Consider the following 18,029-nt stretch of genomic DNA (forward strand, 5'->3'; position numbering starts at 1 on the left):
TTTGTCGGTGATGTGACTAATATTTTGATTGTTCCTCATTATATAGAATAGTCATAAAACTACGGATGTATTCTCACATACCTTCTGCTGTCCTTCCACAATGATTTCCTCACTCTCCTCCAAACCGGACAGCACAACGACTCCTTCACTTGTAAATCCTCCGCATTGGATAATGCGTTTACTGGCTTTTCCTCCGGCATTCACCCAGACGAAGGAACGGTTCTGTTCGTCCAGTTGGACAATGTGGGCAGGAATAACATGAAGTGTTCCCATCCCCGTACCGGACAAGACCGCTTCCACCACCATACCCGGCATCAACTCTTTATCAGCATCATCCACCCGTATCTTGACATCGTATGAGCGTGAAAGCGGATTGGCTACAATTCCTTTCTCTGTTACTGTTCCCGCGAAGACACGCCCGTTCAAGGCAGAGACGGTAATCGTTGCTTTTTGTCCCGTGGCAATGGCGGCAATCTCTGTCTCCGGAACGGCAATCTTCACTTTCAGCTGATTGGCTGTCACTAATTTGACCACCGGTAAGCCCGGCATTATATTCTGCCCTACCTCTGCCATCTTTTCCGATATGATTCCACTGAAGGGCGCATAGAGTTTGCAATCGTCCAGATTCTTGCGCGCCACTTCTTCAATTGACTTTGCCTGTTGCAACTTACTCTGCACTTCCACCCACTTTATCTCGGGAAGGCTTCCTTTATCATACAATTCCTTCATTCTCCGATAGGCATCTTCCGCTTGCTCCAGTGAGGCTTTGGCAGCATCATAGCTGCTCTGCATGGCAAGCGGATCGACCGTAGCAATAAGTTGGCCTTTCGCTACCCGGTCACCCAAACCCACATGTACCGTTTTCACCGTTCCCATAATCGAAAAGCTAAGCGAAGTGCTGTTCGCTTCTTCCACCGTACCGGAAAAACGTTCCGTTCCATCTATCTCAGAAGAAGAAACTCGTAAAACTTTCACCTTTACCGGACTCATAGTAGTCTGTTTGTCTCCATTATTCTGGCAACTCGTCAGGCCAAATAATAGCAATAGCACCGTTACATTACAAAGTTGTCTCATACTTTTTTCCATTTTTAGTTCATTATTTCCGGTGCAAAGGAAAATGATTTATCAAAAGGGCTTAATTTCCATATTACCACAGAAGTGTTCTATTTTTCAAAACAAATATCAAATAAGCTAAATAGGACACTATTCTGGAAATATCTATTATCTACATCTACCGGATATTCTGTTTATTTGCAACCAAAAAGAAATATAGTGTATGGAGGCAAAACTGAGATCAGGATGTTTGGATGATGTCTTGGTAAAAAAGATATCTGTATATAATGACAGCCGCATAGCTATCATTGATGAATTGCAAAGTTTAAATATAGAACAGGCTGTAAAAGTTGAGGCATACATCATCTTGTTGTGCGTAAAAGGAAAAGGTTCACTCTATATCAATGGAGAATCGCGAATGATACACGTGAACGATTTGTTCATTTGCCATCCTAATATCATATTGGAAAATAGTATGATAAGTATTGATTTTGAATGCCGTTGCATCTGTCTGTCATCGGAGTACATGAAGCAATTACTCCTCATAGCAGGTGAAAGCTGGGACTTGAAAATGTTCATTGAGAAAATCCCCATTCTTTCACTGAATGCAGAAGAGGCAGAGTTGTTTTGCCAATACTATTCCCTGTTGCGTTCTAAAATGCTGGGCACTCCCTGCAAACATCAAAAGGAACTGATCGACTCTCTGATCCAAGCATTTCTTTATGAGTTTCATGATGCACTGGAACGCTTCATCAAGCTGAAACCACCGACATTCACCTCGGGCGAAAACTTATTTAAGGAGTTCATCAGTCTCTTGTCTTCATCATACCCCAAAGAACGCATGATTGGATTCTACGCTAACCAACTGTATGTTACTCCTAAGTACTTATCGGCAGTCTGCAAAGAAGTCAGTGGACAGACGGCTTCCGAACTCATCACTCAATACATGGTGAAAGATATTTTGTATCTGTTGAGAAACTCTCAGAAGAGTATTAAAGAAATAGCCAATGAACTGAATTTCCCCAATCTGTCTTTTTTTGGAAAGTACGTAAAACAGCATTTGGGTATGTCGCCTAAACAGTACAGGGAATCTTCATATGGTTAATATAAAAGGGCAATCTTCTTGATTCGAAGATTGCCCTCTCTTATAAATACTACCTACTGAAAACTGTGACTTAAAAAACTACCCTTTGTTTATTAATACCAATCTTATGTTAATCTATAACCTATTGTCGATGTTGCAAAGATAGGGTGAAATTTCTATTCAGTAGTAGCACAATTGTTTCATAAAAGGTGATAAATCAGTCAATTTTCAGTTTATCTCCCGATAAATCGACTTTAAACAGGTGTGGAATACGAATATATCGCCCATTCACATCTTTATGACTATGAACCGACATCATCCACTCACCATCCAAAGTACGGAACAACATTCCATGTCCGAAGTTAGGCGGAGTGATTGGTTCTTTCTCTTGTATCCAGGGGCCATCCAGAGTTCCGCTTTCGGAATAGGCAACGCCTTGTGTATAGTCCTGGAATACCCAGCTTGTCCATATCATACCTAACCGGCCCGTACCTGTGCGGAAAAGCCATGGTCCGTCGGTTACACGATTGGGCAATACTTTGTCCTCCATCTTTTCGCGGCTCCAGGGAGAGTCACTGGCACGGAAAAGAATCTTTCCTTTACCGATGGAACCGCTTAAATCGGGTTTTAATTCGATCTTTTCCATCGTACCGTTCCAGTTTTGCAGCCATTCGTGGCAATAAATCATATAAGGTTTGCCGTCATTGTCCACCCAGAATGTGCCATCAAGGGTAGGCATATTCTCGGGCAGGTAAGTGGGGTCTTTCATAGGTTTATAAGGGCCATCCGGTTTATCACTGACCAGGATGTGGCTGGCACGACGGGGGATGACGTTTCCTTTTACGGTATCAATCTTGATGGCGTTATTCGTAAAAGTGGCGAAATAGTAATATTTTCCGTTGTATTCGTGCAGTTCGGCTGCCCAAATTTCGGGTTTAGGGCCCATCCAGGAGTTAGGATCAGTTTCTGCTACACGATAAGGGCCTTCCCAACGGGCAAGGTCTTTGCTTTTCCAGAGGAGGCCGCCAGTACCGGTCATGTAATAAGTGGAGGTTTTCTTATCGGCCAGTATGCAAGGGTCACTCAGGTGGATGGAATCGAGAGGGATGTTGGTACGGAAGCGGTTTGGGACTTTCTGCTGGGCAGATACAAGGACAGAACACAAGGAGAATAAAAGGAGTAATAGTTCTCTTTTCTTCATGCTATAATAATAATGAGTATAATTAAAGAGTATCTCAATTCCCCTCCTCCTGGGAGGAGGAAAATTGAGATAGATTTACTTATTCAATTTCTATACCGTGTTGTACCGGAGTAAGAATGAACGTAAATTCATAGTCACCATAAGGCAACTGATATTGTGGCAACGGCCATGCACCCCAACTGTTCACACATCCTAAGCCCATCTGAGCCTTGTCGATGCAGAGATTTGTCAGGTTAGCCTCTTTCACTTCGGGAGAGTGGTTCTGGGCCTTCTCCCAACCATCGTCCAAAGACTCGATAGTATAGTGCAGGGCTGATGCAGAGAACGGAGCGTCAGCTACAATCTGCAAACCGCGTCCGGCATCATTCAGTTGCTTCCACCAGCGGATATCAGTCTTCGTACCTGTTTCCTGCGGACGGATATAAGAATAGAATTGTTCATCTACACTTTGGCGATACAATCCCAGATCTGTACAATGATTGCGGTCACTGTAGTTCTCTACCGGGCCACGGCCATAATATTCTACAGTTTCAAAAGTCTTGGGCATCTGCATCTGCATACCGAAACGGAACATATGAGAAACTTTAGCCTCCGGATCGGCAGTCATCTTCTGAGTCACTTTTACAGCACCCTTGTTATTGATTACATAAGTAAGATCCAGTTTGGCAGAAACATTCTTCATTTCGTATTCTGCACGTACCACAGTCTGATTGTCTACTGTTTCCCATTTGAAGGAAGTCAGCTTCAGACCTGGGTTCTTCCAGGCAGCGAATTTCTGTTGCAAACCTGCACCGAAATCATTGTCTGTAGGTGCACGCCAGAAGTTAGGTGCCAGTTCGGCATCTTCGTTCATCAATTCCGTGCCTGCTACGTTGTAGCGATTCAGGTAACCGGTATGTTTGTTGAATTCCAAACGGAAGTTATCACCGTTGATAATCAAATAACGCCAGTCGTTTTCCTGGATTTGAGGAGCAATGGTGGGAGTGTTCACAACTTCCACATTCTTCAAGTCCATGGCAGGAGCCTTGTAGGGGTTCAGTACAAGTTGGTCTTTGGCTACGGCATATCCGGCAGGGAGCAAGCCTTCGCGATTCTTCAGACGATAAGTTACATTCAGCAACCATTCTTTGCATTCGCAGGTTTTGCCGATGTTCAATTTCACTTTGGCAGTCTGCTGCGGAGCTACGTTGAGGTCTTCTACACGACCGGTACGAATTACTTTACCGTTAGCAAGCAATTGCCAATCCAGATAGTAGGCGGAAAGGTCACGGAAGAAGTTTTCGTTGTACACGTTCACTTCGCCGTTCTTCAGGTCAGCGGGAGTTGTCCAGATGTTCTGATAATAGTAACCCACTTCGTACATGTGCGGATTGGGAATACGGTCGGGGCTGATCAGACCATTATCACAGAAGTTCTTGTCCGAACCGTCGTAACGGTTGAAGTCACCGCCATAAGCGTAGATAGTTACACCGTCTTTACCTTTCCAACGAACGGACTGGTCTACGAAGTCCCAGATAAAACCGCCTTGCAGGTTGGGGTATTTACGGATCAGATCCCAATATTCTTTGAAACCACCCTGTGAGTTACCCATAGCGTGGGCATATTCACACTGGATAAGAGGCTTCTTGGCATCTGTACGTTGACCATATTTTTCCATGTGCTTGTAATCAGCATACATGGGGCAGTCGATGTCGGTAAATTCGTTTCCGTGTGCCTGTTCGTATTGTACGGCACGGCTGGAGTCTTCGTTCTTGATCCAACGGTAGCAAGCTTCAAAATTAGGTCCGAAACCGGCTTCGTTACCCAATGACCAGAAAATGATACTGGGATGGTTGAAGCCGCGTTGTACATTGCGCTGGTTACGTTCCATGTGAGCCTTGGCATAGTCGGTGCGTTTTGCCAGTGTCTTTTCACGATAACCCATACCGTGTGATTCGATATTAGCCTCAGCCACTACATACAGACCGTATTGGTCGCAAAGGTCGTACCACAGGTTATCATCAGGATAGTGACAGGTACGCACAGCGTTGATATTGAATTTCTTCATGACCTGGATATCCTGGATCATGCGTTCGGGAGATACGACATAACCACCATCCGGATCAATTTCATGACGGTCGGCACCTTTGAAGAGAACGGCCTGGCCGTTTACTAATATCTGGTCACCTTTCAATTCGATCTTACGGAAGCCTACCTTTACGGGGATTACTTCGTTGCTGCCTTGCAAAGTGGCACGCAGTGTATAGAGGTAAGGAGTTTCGGCTGTCCATTTATGCGGATTTTCCACATTCATCAGAATGGTACCGCTACCTTTGGCTGTTTCCGTAGCTACTGCCTTGCCGGCAGCATCGAGTAATTCCAGGTTCACATTACCGCTGCCTTTCAGATCGAGCGTCACACGCAGGGAACCATTTTTGTATGCCTCGTCCAGATCCGGAGTGATACGGATATCCTGAATACGTTTCTTGTTGCGGGCATAGAGGTAGCAATCACGTCCCACACCACTGTAACGGAAGAAGTCCTGGTCTTCCAGGTAGGTTCCATCACACCAGCGGAATACCTGGAAAGCGATGAGATTCGTTTGTCCGGGCTTCAAATAAGGAGTCAGGTCGAATTCAGCTTCGAGCTTGCTGTCTTCGCTATAGCCTACATAACGGCCGTTTACCCAGAGATACATGTTGGAGGTTACAGAACCGAAATGAGCGATAATGTCTTTCCCTTTCCAGTCGGCGGGAACAATGATTTCACGACGGTAAGAACCTACATGATTGTTCTCTGTAGGAACTTCAGGAGGGTTGTTCTGGAACTGATTACGCCAGGCATAGCCGGTGTTTACATAAATAGGATCGCCATAACCGTTCAATTCCCACACTGCGGGAACTTGCAGATTATTCCAACCACGGTCATTGAAACCTACTTTCCAGAAGTCGGTAGGACGCTGGTCGGCATTGCGTACCCAAGAGAATTTCCAGGTACCGTTCAAAGTCATGTAATTAGTAGATTGGGCTTTCTTGCCTTGCATGGCGGCATCTGCCGATTCATAGGCAAAGTAATTAGTGTGCATGGGAGCACGGTTCACGGCATTGATTTCCGGATCAAGCCACTCTTTAAAGGACTGTGCATTTGCAGTCAGAGCCAGGGCTGCAAAGAGTCCGGTAATAAGATGTTTCTTCATGGATATAAAATTATTATGTTTGTAGCGGTACGAAGAATATTTTCTGCATACCGCTACAAAGATAGGATGAATGAACTTTTTTTAGGGTGAATAATAGTTCAAAAAAGGGGGAATAGAGTTCAAAGAGCTACAAGCTACTGTAATCTATACACTCCAAACGAACGTGGTTCAAGTTTCAGTTTCAGAGATTGCCCTTCTACCTGCACCGGACGTACACGGGGAACAATCGCTTCCTGATCCAGCGTATTTACAGTGCGCCAATTGTCGTTCTGTAAGTAAGTGCAGGAACCGGCAACCAACTGACGTTTCTTCAAACCATTGAAATCGATCTGAACATCGGCAGGCTTACTACTTGCATTCACCAGTTTCAGAATGATTTCTCCGGTAGGTGCATTCAGTGCAGCTGTTGCATAGAGGCTGTCCTGCCCCGCTACTGCTTTGCCATCCATCTTCAGGCTGAGCACATCGGTACCGGCATTCATGCCGTACATCTGCTGAACGTAATAGTTCGGTGTGCGCATCATGCGCAGGTTATCGAACCAAATCAAGTCCGGATTCCACTGCCAAGCGTCTACGTGAGCAAACAACGGCGCATAAGTAGCCAGATGGACAACATCCGCATTCCGTTCCAATCCCGTCATAAAGGCAGCTTCGGAAAGGGCGGCGAGGAAGTTGTTATCCTTCTTCGTGGAATGATCGTGTGAAGCATATTCTCCGGCAAAAACCTTCGGACCTTTACGGTCGTAATTGTCATAGCGTGACGCATTGCCAAAGAACCAATCAGGATTCATGTAGTAGTGTTCGTCCACCAGGTCTACACCGATACGCTTCATTTCGGGCCAGAGATAATCGAATTTATCACCGCTGGCACTCGGGCCGGAGCTACCTACAACCTTCACATTAGGGTATTTCGCACGGATGGCTTTTGTGAAAGCTTCGAGGCGTTCTACATAAACCTTGTCCCACTGTTCATTGCCGATACCGATCATCTTCAGATTGAAGGGTTCGGGATGTCCCATATCGGCACGCACCTTTCCCCACTTGGAAGTAACAGGGCCGTTGGCAAATTCAATCAGGTCGAGTGCATCCTGTATGTACGGATCAAGTTCATCCATCGGAACCACTTCATTGCTTTCGTACTGGCAGGAGAGTCCGCAGCTGATTACCGGAAGAGGTTCTGCACCGAGGTCTTCGCTCAACAGGAAGTATTCAAAGTAACCAAGTCCCAAAGTCTGGAAATAGTCAGGGAAGGCTTTATGTTTGAAGGTGTAGTTCCAGCGGTTTTCATTCAGAGGGCGGTTTTCAACAGGACCTACGGAATTCTTCCACTGGTAACGGGTTTCAAGACTGTTACCCTCAATGATACAACCACCGGGGAAACGGAATACGCCCGGGTTAAGGTCATAAAGGGCTTGTGCGAGGTCGGCACGCAGGCCATTCTCACGTCCTTTCCAAGTATTCACAGGGAACAGGGAGATATGATCCATATCCACCGTGCCCTGTGTTTCGAGGACGATACGCAGGCGGGCATGAGCGTCTGTGAAAGGAGATTTCAACACCGCCGTCAGCTTTTGCCAGTTATTGCCGCTGACTTCGATTTCTTTCTTCAACAGATTCTGTGCATTAGAGTTGACAAGCTCGATGGAGAGCTTCATCGGCTTCGCATCCGGTGTGCGGGCATAAACGGAGAAACGGTATTCTTCGCCTTGCTTCACACCAATACCGCGATAACCTTCATTATCCAGTCCGGCACGCAGCAGACGACCGTCGTTCACTACACGTACATAGTGAGGATTGCGGTCAAAACAAGGATTTGCATCCTGAACGGTTACATTACCGAAAGGCACCCAACCCACGAAAGGTTGTGGGAATTCAAAAGAACGGTTCTTTACCAGTTCGGCATACAGACCGCCATCGGCACCGAAGTTGATATCTTCGAAAAAGATGCCATACATTTCAGGTTGTATCTTTGCCGTCGGTTTAGAAACGTCGACGGTCATCACATGTTGTTGTGCCTGCACACTCAGTGCTCCAACAATCATCAGGAAAAATAAAAATCTTTTCATATTATATTCATTTCTAACGATTCAATTCTATTCGATAAATACATCTTTCATCTCCTCTCTGTACAGAAGATATAACTACAGCCTCCACCTGATGCTCACACACCACAGAAAACATACGTTCTGCAAATCCCTCAGAGCAATAGCACATGGCAGGAAGAAGCTTATCCGTATCTTTATTTATTAGCGGGCATACACAAAAAGGTTTCGATTCATCAGCAATAAGCACCTTTTCATTTTCTTCAAAGTGACATTTCCAACCCCACTCTTTCTCTATGAAAGAAATAAAGTCTTTTAATCGCCCTTTAAAGGGTGCCAGCATAGCCTCCGCTTTCATTTGATTAAAATGAGCTATCGAAGCTGACTTTATCAATAAACGAAGTTGTGATTCTTCTTGAGTTGCACTCAGATTTGTTAGAAGCTCTGCAATCCATACTTTTGCCATATCATTTGTATCAGAAGCCTCTTCTGTATCTTCCAAAGCCGGAGTATTCCCTCCGAGAAGGCGTCCAAACCCACAGAAGCATAAAGCACCTAAACAGGAGGTTTTCACAAAACGCCTTCTCGATGTTTCCATATCAGATATCATTATTTTTTCTTTTCAATATTCTGATGGATACGTATCACTGTAAACGAATAAGCCGGCATTGAGTAAGAAAAGTCATCTCCTTCTACCTTGAAATCAGAAGAAGCGGGTTTAGCTCCTCTGTCTTTCGGATCACCTGTCAATATCGTTTTTGTAGCCGAAGGATTTACCAAAGTAGCTCCGTCCAACTTCACCTGGGAAGAAACTTCCACCGGAAGCATATTCACTAACTTCACGATATAATCTCCGGTATTAGCGTCTTTCACGACTGATACTCCGACACGCTTCTTCACGGCATCCCAACCATTATTCAGTTTTACCGTAGAAGACAGGTATTCGGTACCAGCATTCTGACCATACATCTGTTGAGTATAGTAGCCTACTGTGGGTCTCACTTCCGTATTATTGAAATAGATCAAGTCCGGATTCCATTGTGTATGACCATCTTTAGCCAACAACGGAGCATAGGAAGTCATTTCTACCACGTCACCGTTACGTTCTACGGCAGTCAGATAGAGAGCTTCGGCAAGCGCAGTTTCTACATTATTGGGGCGTCCCGGCAAGTGGGCGGCGTATTCTCCCAAGTAAACTTTCGCTTTGCTACGGTCGTAATGATCGTAATATTCCTGGTTATGGATCATCCAACCCGGTTCTACATAGTAGTGCTCGTCTACCATCGGTACACCCAATTCGGTAGCAAGGTCCCAACCTATTTCATAATCCGTACCTTCGTAGAACGGACCGGTAGTACCAATCACGGTAACTTCAGGATGTTTTGCTTTTACTGCATCGAATATCATCTTAAAGCGTTCCACGAAGACAGGTGTAATCATGTCCTCATTGCCGATACCGATAAACTTCAGATTGAACGGTTTCGGATGTCCGGCTTCCGCACGCTTCTTGCCCCACACGGTTTTGCGGGCATCTCCGTTGGCATATTCTATCAGGTCGAGAACATCTTGAATGTATTGATCCATTTCTTCCATCGGAATACCACCCTGCTGTCCCATACAAGTCAGTTCATCCTTGGAATGGTGAGCGCAGGTACCAGAGTTCTGACAAGGTACACCGGCTGCAAGCACAGGTACGGGTTCCGCACCCATATCTTCACAGAACAAGAAGTATTCGTGGTATCCCAGACCGCGTGTCTGATGGTATCCCCAAAGGTTACGGAGCGGCTTGCGGGCTTCCAACGGACCGATAGAGCCTTTCCAATCATAAATATTATCTATTCCATCGCCATGAGCCACACAACCACCGGGGAAACGTACGAAACGGGGATGCAGGTCGGCAAGCGTTTGTGCCAAATCAGCACGAAGTCCGTTCTTACGACCTTTGAAGGTCTTTTGCGGGAAGAGGGAAATCATATCCAGCGCATACTTGCTGACAGCCTGGGGAACAATGGACAGAGATGCAGCCGCCGCATCGCTTGTGGCTGTCAGGACTGCTTTCTGTTGTTTCCAATCTTTAGATGTTACATTTACGGCAGTTTGTCCTATAATTGTTCCATCTTTATCAACCAAGTTCACAAGTACCTTACCTCCTTTACCCTCAAGCACTTTACCAAAGAGTGAGAAGTCATATTTTTCGCCTTTCTTCAAGGCTATGCCATCGAAACCAGCATTCACCAATGCAGTTTGTTCAGCTGCACTCACATCGAAGACGGCATAATGGGAGTTATTAGGATGAATAGGATTCTCCGTTGCAATGCTCAATGTAGCATCACTGCCCTGAACACTCCAGGAGTGAGTACTATTCCAGTTCTGATCGTTACCACGGTCGGTCGGGGTATATTCAAAGTCGCGGTTCTGAACCAGTTCGGCATACAAACCACCGTCAGCTCCATAGTTGATATCCTCAAAGAAAATACCAATCAGATGCTTGCTGATTTCTTTTGCCTGACCTGCATTTACCTGGATAGTAGCCTCTACAGGCTTGAGGTTGGCAAAACGTACAGGGTCTTGCTCGGTACGTTCGGCATTCAGTGACTGGCGGTATTTCTTATGTTCGGCATAGCGGATGATCTGCTGCACGGTAGTATAGGGAACTTCCTGCACCCAGCCTTCTTCTTCGGAACCATTCACCAACACCTTCTTCTGAGTGGTGGGATACACATCTTTGGGCTCATACTTGCTACGTTCTTCGGGAGAGAAATAACTCTGTGCTTCCCACTTCTGCAAGTCGGGAGAGGTTACATAGGCAAGTGCCTTACCGGTATTCGTAGCTTCCCAGATGCAATGCCATTTGCCATCGGCACGGGTTTGCATCAAATGGGGCTTGAACATAGTCTTTGCCCGTCCCCACGGACCGAAGTCGGAATTCACATAGGCAAATCCATCGGCCACGCTAAACCACTTCTCTCCGTCGGGACTCCAGGCAAACTTCAGGCCGCTGCGTCCATCACGGTTCGAATAGGAAAAGAGGTACACCTGATTCGGTTCATTCGTCACGCCCTCCACCTTTGCCTGCACAGGGAAGACAAAAGACAGAAGTAAACATACACTTAAAAATCTAATCAATCTGTTCATGGTATTATTTATCGGGTTATTTGTTTTTCCAATACTTTCTCAGCTTCTCAGCCTCTTTCTTAGTGATGTGGATTACTGCTCCATGTTTCGGTGAAGAAAAGTTAGTCGCCTTCATCACGCCCTCGTTGAAGTGTCCCAGATCTTTGAAATTCACAAAGTCAGTGGTTTCACTGAAACCGAAATTATGAGGATTGATACCATAGATGTCATACATTACCACCCATTTGTCTTCGCCAATGCGCTTCCACATGTTAGGAGCTTCGCAGGCTTTCGGTTCCGGGTCTACCCATTCCGGCAGATAAGCATATCCACGGTTGATATATTTCGAAACAGCTTGTTTGATACCCGGTGTTCCGTCGTGAGCTACGTAGAACATGTGATACTTATCACCTACTTTCGTGATATCGGCATCGATAGCTGATTTGGTAGCATCAGGATATTGGAACAATAAGTGGGGTTCTGTTTCCAGACCGTCGAAGTCTTCGTTTACATAAGCATAGTACAGCATATTCCGTGCATTGCCCATGCGCATGGTGAAGTAGATCATTATTCTGCCTGCATGTTCATCGTAGACCAGTTCAGGTGCCCAGGCACAACCGATCTCATCATATCCGGGGAAAGTCTTGTCAATACGAACCACATGGTGTGTCCAGTTTACAAGGTCTTTTGATTTCATCAGGACAAAACCACGGTTGTTGCCCCAGCCATATTTGGCTCCGTCACGCTCCCACTCGGTGTTGCGCAGACCTTTCTGCTGGGCAAAGATATGCAGGTCGGTCATGGCAATGTAGAAAGTACCATCCGGTGCACGATAGATATGCGGGTCACGGATACCTTTCTGTTCGGCAATCGTATCACCGGCGATAATGGGCTGACCGTTATTTACATCCGTAAATGTATATCCGTCATCGCTGACTGCAAAATATAAACTATGTGTATCGTCTTTGAAATAGGTAAACAGATAAGCCCCCATTTCCTTCTCATTCGTTTTCCAGTCCTGAACCAGTACAGCGCCACCTTGCGGTTGGAGGGTCAGTTGAAGTTTGCCGTCAGCTTTCAGTTTCAGAGTTTGCAACTGGGGTTGCAGTTCTTTATCATCATTATAAAATGAGAGAGTCTCTCCTGCCAGCATAGGTAATTCGAGTTTCAACTTCAGTACTTCTTTTGTACCGTTAACGGCAACTACATACCACTGTTTGCCGTGACGACGTGCAATGACTGCATATTTTCCGGGATAACCATCAATAAAACGTGTTTCATCCCACGTAGTAGGCACTTGTTTCATAAAGTCCAAACAAACTTGAGGGGCATCTGTCAGATTGTTGGGTGCCAAAGCATAATTCTGAATAGGATTCTGGAATAACACAGCCGTTGACAACTGGAATACATCCGTCGTGCGACGGGTAGTTCCACCATTGTTCCCCCGGTTCAAACGCTTGTTCAAGAAAGTACCGCCAAATTCCATACAGCCTACCGAATTACGGATAAAAGGATGCAGACAGGCATTGAAAGCCTCTTCATCACAGTAGTGCTGGTTGAAAATCAGATTCTCGGAAGCCAGTACCGCTTCGCTGCCTACATAGTTGGGATACATCCGCTCCCATCCGCGAGGCACTGTACAGCCGTGGAAGATTACCATCAGACCATGATCGTCAGCATCGCTCAGAATACCTTCGTACAAACGCATGGTTTCCTGTTTGTCTCCACCGAAGAAATCGACTTTAATACCTTTCACACCCTGCTCCTGAAGCCATTTCATTTCACGCTTGCGGATAATCGGATCATCCATCATGTTGACGGGCCCTTGCTCGATATCATTCCAGTAGCCGCTTGAACTGTACCACAAGAATACATCCACTCCCTTACCTTGTGCATAGTCGATGAGGGATTCCATACGCTTATGGCCGATCTTCGTATCCCACCAGTTATCAATCAATACATATTCATAGCCCATTGCAGCAGCCAGATCAACATAACGCACCTGGTCATCATAATTGATACTGCCGTCCTGCCAGAGTATCCAGCTCCAGGTACCACGTCCCATCTGATAATCATGTTCCGTCTCATACAACGGTTCCACAACATCCCAGATAACAGTGGTTTCTACAATAGGTTTCAATGTTTCACCTACCGTAATCGTACGCCAAGGGGTAGAACCCGGTAAAGCGAAAGCGGGGGCAACTGTTCCGTTACCATTATTCTCTTCAGCCATCGGGAAAGCTACCGTATACAGATTTCCTTCTGTTACATCGCTCAGGCGCGAACCGCAATAGCGGCTGTCTACTCCTGTCTCACTGACAAGCACCCAGCCATTATCTCCTACGCGGAACAGGCAGGGGAAAGTATATCCGTGTCCGTATTGTGAACGGACATCCATCGGAGCATCTGCCTTATATTCTTCTTCATAACTCGGTTTTGTCCGCTTCCAGCCTATCATAGCGTCACTTTGCGGACACATGAAGGTAGTAGTCTGTTCAGGAAAACGGAAGCCGGTTGCTTCGCTGTTCACAACAAGGCTTCCCCGTTCGCCCTGGCGGGGCAACGTATAGCGGAAAGCAACGTCATTATTGCTCACACGGAAGATTACGTCCATCTTCTGCCCTTTTGCATTGGCAAAAGCACATACCAATTCATTGGCCTGATAGCGTATCTTGGAAGCTTTGATACGCGATTGCGTGTAAACGGTATCAATTTTCCTTTCTTTATGCCCGGTCAGTTTCATTGCTTTCGCGAAATCTCCCACATTGGTCTCCAGACCCAACGGAGATGATTCCAACATCTGTTTTCCGTTATAGGTGAGAGAATACGATGCTTCCTTCCCTTCCGGGCACGAAACTGTTAGTTGTAATTTACCGTCAGGTCCGCTGACGGTTACATTCTGTGCTGTCAGCGGCAAGGCTACCGCCATACATAAAAAAGCTAATCCCTTCAGTTTGTTTCTCATGATCAAATAATGTTTCTCTGGTATTTTAATAGTCATATAATTAAAGGGTTGGCACTACCGGCTTAATGGTTCCGTCCGCATTGAATTCCATGCGATCAATGCACACCTCGCGGTGCACACCCGGACCATCTTTCAGGAAGTTCTTATTAATACGATGGTAAACGATATACCACTCATCCGTACCCGGAATTTGTAGCACTGCATTGTGTGCAGGACCGTAGATTTGTTTCTCCGGATTCTGAATCAGCACAATCGGATCTTTAGCTACCTCGATAGGTCCCAGCGGCGATTTAGATGTACCGTAAGCCACATGATAGTTGGGTGAACCGGTGTCATCTACCGACCACATAAAATAATAAAGTCCGTTACGGTAAAATACATAAGGAGCTTCGCGGAATGCATAATCCTGCAAGGTTCCTCCTTCGGGAGTCATTACCGTAAGTGTTTTCTTCTTGATGGAGATCATATCTTTATTCAGTTCGGCGCCGGCCATGTAGCCATTACCCCAATACAGATAGGGTTTACCGGATACGGGATCAGTGAAGACATCCACGTCTATCTGCTGTCCGCGTCCTACAGGGGAGTCTGTAATGATGGGCTGTCCCAGATCGGTAAACGGTCCGGTAGGTGAGTCGGCCATTGCTACGCCGATTTGCTTTCCTCCGCCTTTGGCAGGATTACCGCTATAATAAAAGAAGTACTTGTATTCTCCCTTGATGAGTTTTTCTTCAATACACGGTGCCCAGGCATTTCCATTCGCCCAAGGTACCTGTTCGGATTTCAAATCCAACATAACGCCTTCATAGTTCCAGTTCTTCAGGTCGGTTGAAGAGAAAACAGTGAAGTACCATCCGCCCCAGCCGGGTTGTCCGTCTGTTGTGGAATAGATATAATACTTCTTTGTCTTGTTTGAATATAAGATTTCAGGGTCGGCATGGAATCCGGGCAATACAGGGTTGTTCGGTATTGCACCCAATTCGGCAGGCTTGCCCCATTTATCTGTGATGCGGATCAATTCATCGCGCGTGATAGGAATAATCGTTCCATGGCGGGGATGGAAATTCATCTTCACTTCACTGTCTATCACTTTGAAGTTCTTCAGATCGGTAGTTTCCGTAAACTGATATTTGCCTTTCATGTATACATCATACATTAATATATACTTATCCTGATTTATCAGTTTAAATGTGCCGGCGCCTTCTACAGCCTCTTTTGTTTGCTGCTTGTAGTCCGGTGCTTCTTCCCATTGGCCGGAAGTCAGTGAACGGGTGGTTGCCACTTTAATACCGTTTCCATGTCCCTCTGTCTTATAGAACAGGTGGAAAACGCCGTCTTTATAGACAATATCCCCGTCGATACATGATTTCTTATTCTCCGGAATGAAGAGTGGCTTCGGTTCACCAATCAGATCTGTAAAGTCATCATTGGCATATGCATAGTAGATGATATCGGCTCCACCGGCATACTGCATAGACCAGTACACCATATATTTTCCGGCTTCAGGATCAAAAACCGTCTGCGGTGCCCAAACACGTTTCAGCTTTTCCTGTCCTTTATAACGTTTCTGCATATTGATGATGGAATGCGTCCAGTTTACAAGGTCATTGGACTTCAGCAGCACCATTGCACGGTTCGAATCCCAACCATTGTCAGATACCATATCTGTCACCACCATATAAAAGGTATGACCGTCCTGGCTTCTCAGGATATGCGGGTCGCGCACACCACCGGTCGAACTGATTACTTTTGAATCAAGAACGGGCTTGCCGTCATTCAGTGCCCAATATGTATATCCGTCCATACTTACGGCATAACATACAGCTTCTTCACTGATGTGGTTACCTGTAAAGTAGGTAAACAAATAAGCCACATAATCTTTTTCAACGATAGGATGTTGTTGGGAAAAAGAAGGCAATGTCATTGCCAACATTAAACTAATAGCAACTGCAAAATGTCTCATAGTGTTCCTCATAAAATTCACGTTAGTTATTGGGTGTCAAAAATACACATAAAAAAGGGAATATACTACCACGAATCATGCAAAAAGGGAATAATTTTGTGTCATTTCATTAAAAAACAAAGATTTACCCACTTATCTATAACAAAAATGGAGTTTGCCGGCAAAACAAACTCCATTTCGTATTTCAATTAAAAACGAATGTTCAATCCAAGAAACGTACCATTTCACAAGCAGCCAATAAGAATGCTCCCACTCCAAAATTGGCAGTCGAATTGGCATCTACTACCTGACCCGGAATTGCCTTTTCTCCGATAGGTTGCACATAACCGATACGTCCATCCGGTTGCAAAGCAACAGTCGTCAGATACTTCCAGGCTTTTTCTACTACAGGCTGATAAGTAGCCTTATCCAAAAAGCCGTTATTCATACCCCATAGCAGGCCATAGGTAAAGAAAGCAGTACCACTGGTTTCCGGTCCGGGTGCATGTTCCGGATCAAGCAGGCTGCGTGTCCAGTATCCTTCCGGTTGCTGACAGGCAGCTACAGCTTTTGCCATTGTCTGGAAACGATCTATATATTCCTGGCGGTATTTATCTGTTTCAGGTAAATCCTTCAATACTTTAGCCAGTGCTGCAAGCACCCAGCCGTCTCCGCGTGCCCAAAAGTCTTTCTTGCCGTTCGCACTCTTATGTTTGGGATAGATATATTTCCCGTCACGGTAATATAGAGCATCTTCGGAATCATACATCAAGCTATCGGCAAATACCCAATATTCATGCAATTTTTCCAGATAAAGCGGATTACCGGTTATCTTATATAGTTTAGTCATAACGGGCATCACCATATAGAGTCCATCGGCCCACCACCAATAATCGTTCTTATCCGTACTCATCTGATATTCCATCACTTCGCGGGCACGAACTATTTTCTGCGAATCCGGCTCCAGGTTATATAAGTCGGCATAGGTCTGAAAGCAAGTCTGATAGTCACCAAAAAGTACGTAATCATCACTTTCACCGTAACTATACTTCCACTCAGCCTTATTGTCCGATTTGGCTCCTTTCCATTCATTATGTTCGGCCCATGCTTTGGAGTAGTCCATGAACTTCGAATCACCGGTAAGGAAGAATGCCTCCATATTACCTGTATGATAGGCGGCATTGTCCCAGAATGAACGTCCATGCTTCGGATTCTTTTCCTGCCAATAGTTATTCACTTTATAAATGATATCCACAACTTCTTTAGCCTCATCTTTCGGAGCGGCACAAGCAGACAGTCCACTCAAACAGAAAGCTAAAAGTATCACATTTCCCAAAAACGTTTTCATATATTTTTCTTTTTTTACTTAATTACTATACCATTCGTTATTATTCATAAAGGAAGACAAATTCATATCTACTGAGTACCTCCTTGGATTTGTGTCCCGGAGTGAACC

At 45.4% G+C, this 18,029-nt stretch carries 10 protein-coding genes; 1 reads left to right on the forward strand and 9 read right to left on the reverse strand.

The window, feature by feature from the left end:
* Positions 1 to 51: 51 nt before the first annotated feature.
* Complete coding sequence (locus DWW10_RS08060) at positions 52 to 1,074, reverse strand: efflux RND transporter periplasmic adaptor subunit (RefSeq protein WP_182021369.1); 1,023 nt, start codon at positions 1,072 to 1,074, stop codon at positions 52 to 54.
* Positions 1,075 to 1,276: 202 nt separating this feature from the next.
* Here DWW10_RS08060 and DWW10_RS08065 point away from each other — a divergent pair, with 202 nt between their 5' ends.
* A complete protein-coding gene (locus tag DWW10_RS08065; RefSeq protein WP_007210253.1) occupies positions 1,277 to 2,158 on the forward strand; it encodes a helix-turn-helix domain-containing protein in 882 nt (293 codons plus the stop codon).
* Positions 2,159 to 2,354: 196 nt separating this feature from the next.
* Here the strand turns inward: DWW10_RS08065 and DWW10_RS08070 are convergent, their stop codons facing one another.
* From DWW10_RS08070 to DWW10_RS08105, 8 genes are all read right to left on the reverse strand, one after another.
* Complete coding sequence (locus DWW10_RS08070) at positions 2,355 to 3,338, reverse strand: glycoside hydrolase family 43 protein (RefSeq protein WP_022391595.1); 984 nt, start codon at positions 3,336 to 3,338, stop codon at positions 2,355 to 2,357.
* A gap of 79 nt (positions 3,339 to 3,417) precedes the next feature.
* On the reverse strand, positions 3,418 to 6,513 hold the full coding sequence (lacZ, locus tag DWW10_RS08075) for a beta-galactosidase, LacZ type (protein ID WP_022391594.1): 3,096 nt from the start codon (positions 6,511 to 6,513) through the stop codon (positions 3,418 to 3,420).
* Positions 6,514 to 6,647: 134 nt separating this feature from the next.
* Complete coding sequence (locus DWW10_RS08080) at positions 6,648 to 8,579, reverse strand: alpha-L-arabinofuranosidase C-terminal domain-containing protein (protein WP_118421211.1); 1,932 nt, start codon at positions 8,577 to 8,579, stop codon at positions 6,648 to 6,650.
* 13 nt (positions 8,580 to 8,592) lie between these two features.
* Positions 8,593 to 9,153 carry a hypothetical protein gene (locus tag DWW10_RS08085; RefSeq protein WP_118421280.1) on the reverse strand — a complete coding sequence of 187 codons (561 nt, stop codon included), beginning with the start codon at positions 9,151 to 9,153 and terminating at the stop codon, positions 8,593 to 8,595.
* Between the two features lie 11 nt (positions 9,154 to 9,164).
* Positions 9,165 to 11,690: an alpha-L-arabinofuranosidase C-terminal domain-containing protein gene (locus DWW10_RS08090; protein ID WP_118421210.1), complete on the reverse strand. Its 2,526-nt coding sequence runs from the start codon at positions 11,688 to 11,690 to the stop codon at positions 9,165 to 9,167.
* A 16-nt stretch (positions 11,691 to 11,706) separates the two neighbouring features.
* Positions 11,707 to 14,634 carry a glycoside hydrolase family 97 protein gene (locus DWW10_RS08095; protein ID WP_118421209.1) on the reverse strand — a complete coding sequence of 976 codons (2,928 nt, stop codon included), beginning with the start codon at positions 14,632 to 14,634 and terminating at the stop codon, positions 11,707 to 11,709.
* A gap of 40 nt (positions 14,635 to 14,674) precedes the next feature.
* On the reverse strand, positions 14,675 to 16,564 hold the full coding sequence (locus DWW10_RS08100) for a glycoside hydrolase family 43 protein (RefSeq protein WP_259320449.1): 1,890 nt from the start codon (positions 16,562 to 16,564) through the stop codon (positions 14,675 to 14,677).
* 232 nt (positions 16,565 to 16,796) lie between these two features.
* The gene (locus tag DWW10_RS08105) at positions 16,797 to 17,921 is read right to left on the reverse strand and encodes a glycoside hydrolase family 88/105 protein (protein ID WP_118421208.1); all 1,125 of its coding nucleotides are present in this window, start codon (positions 17,919 to 17,921) and stop codon (positions 16,797 to 16,799) included.
* Between the last annotated feature and the right edge of the window lie 108 nt (positions 17,922 to 18,029).

The organism is Bacteroides intestinalis, from assembly GCF_003464595.1.
GTDB lineage: Bacteria > Bacteroidota > Bacteroidia > Bacteroidales > Bacteroidaceae > Bacteroides > Bacteroides intestinalis_A.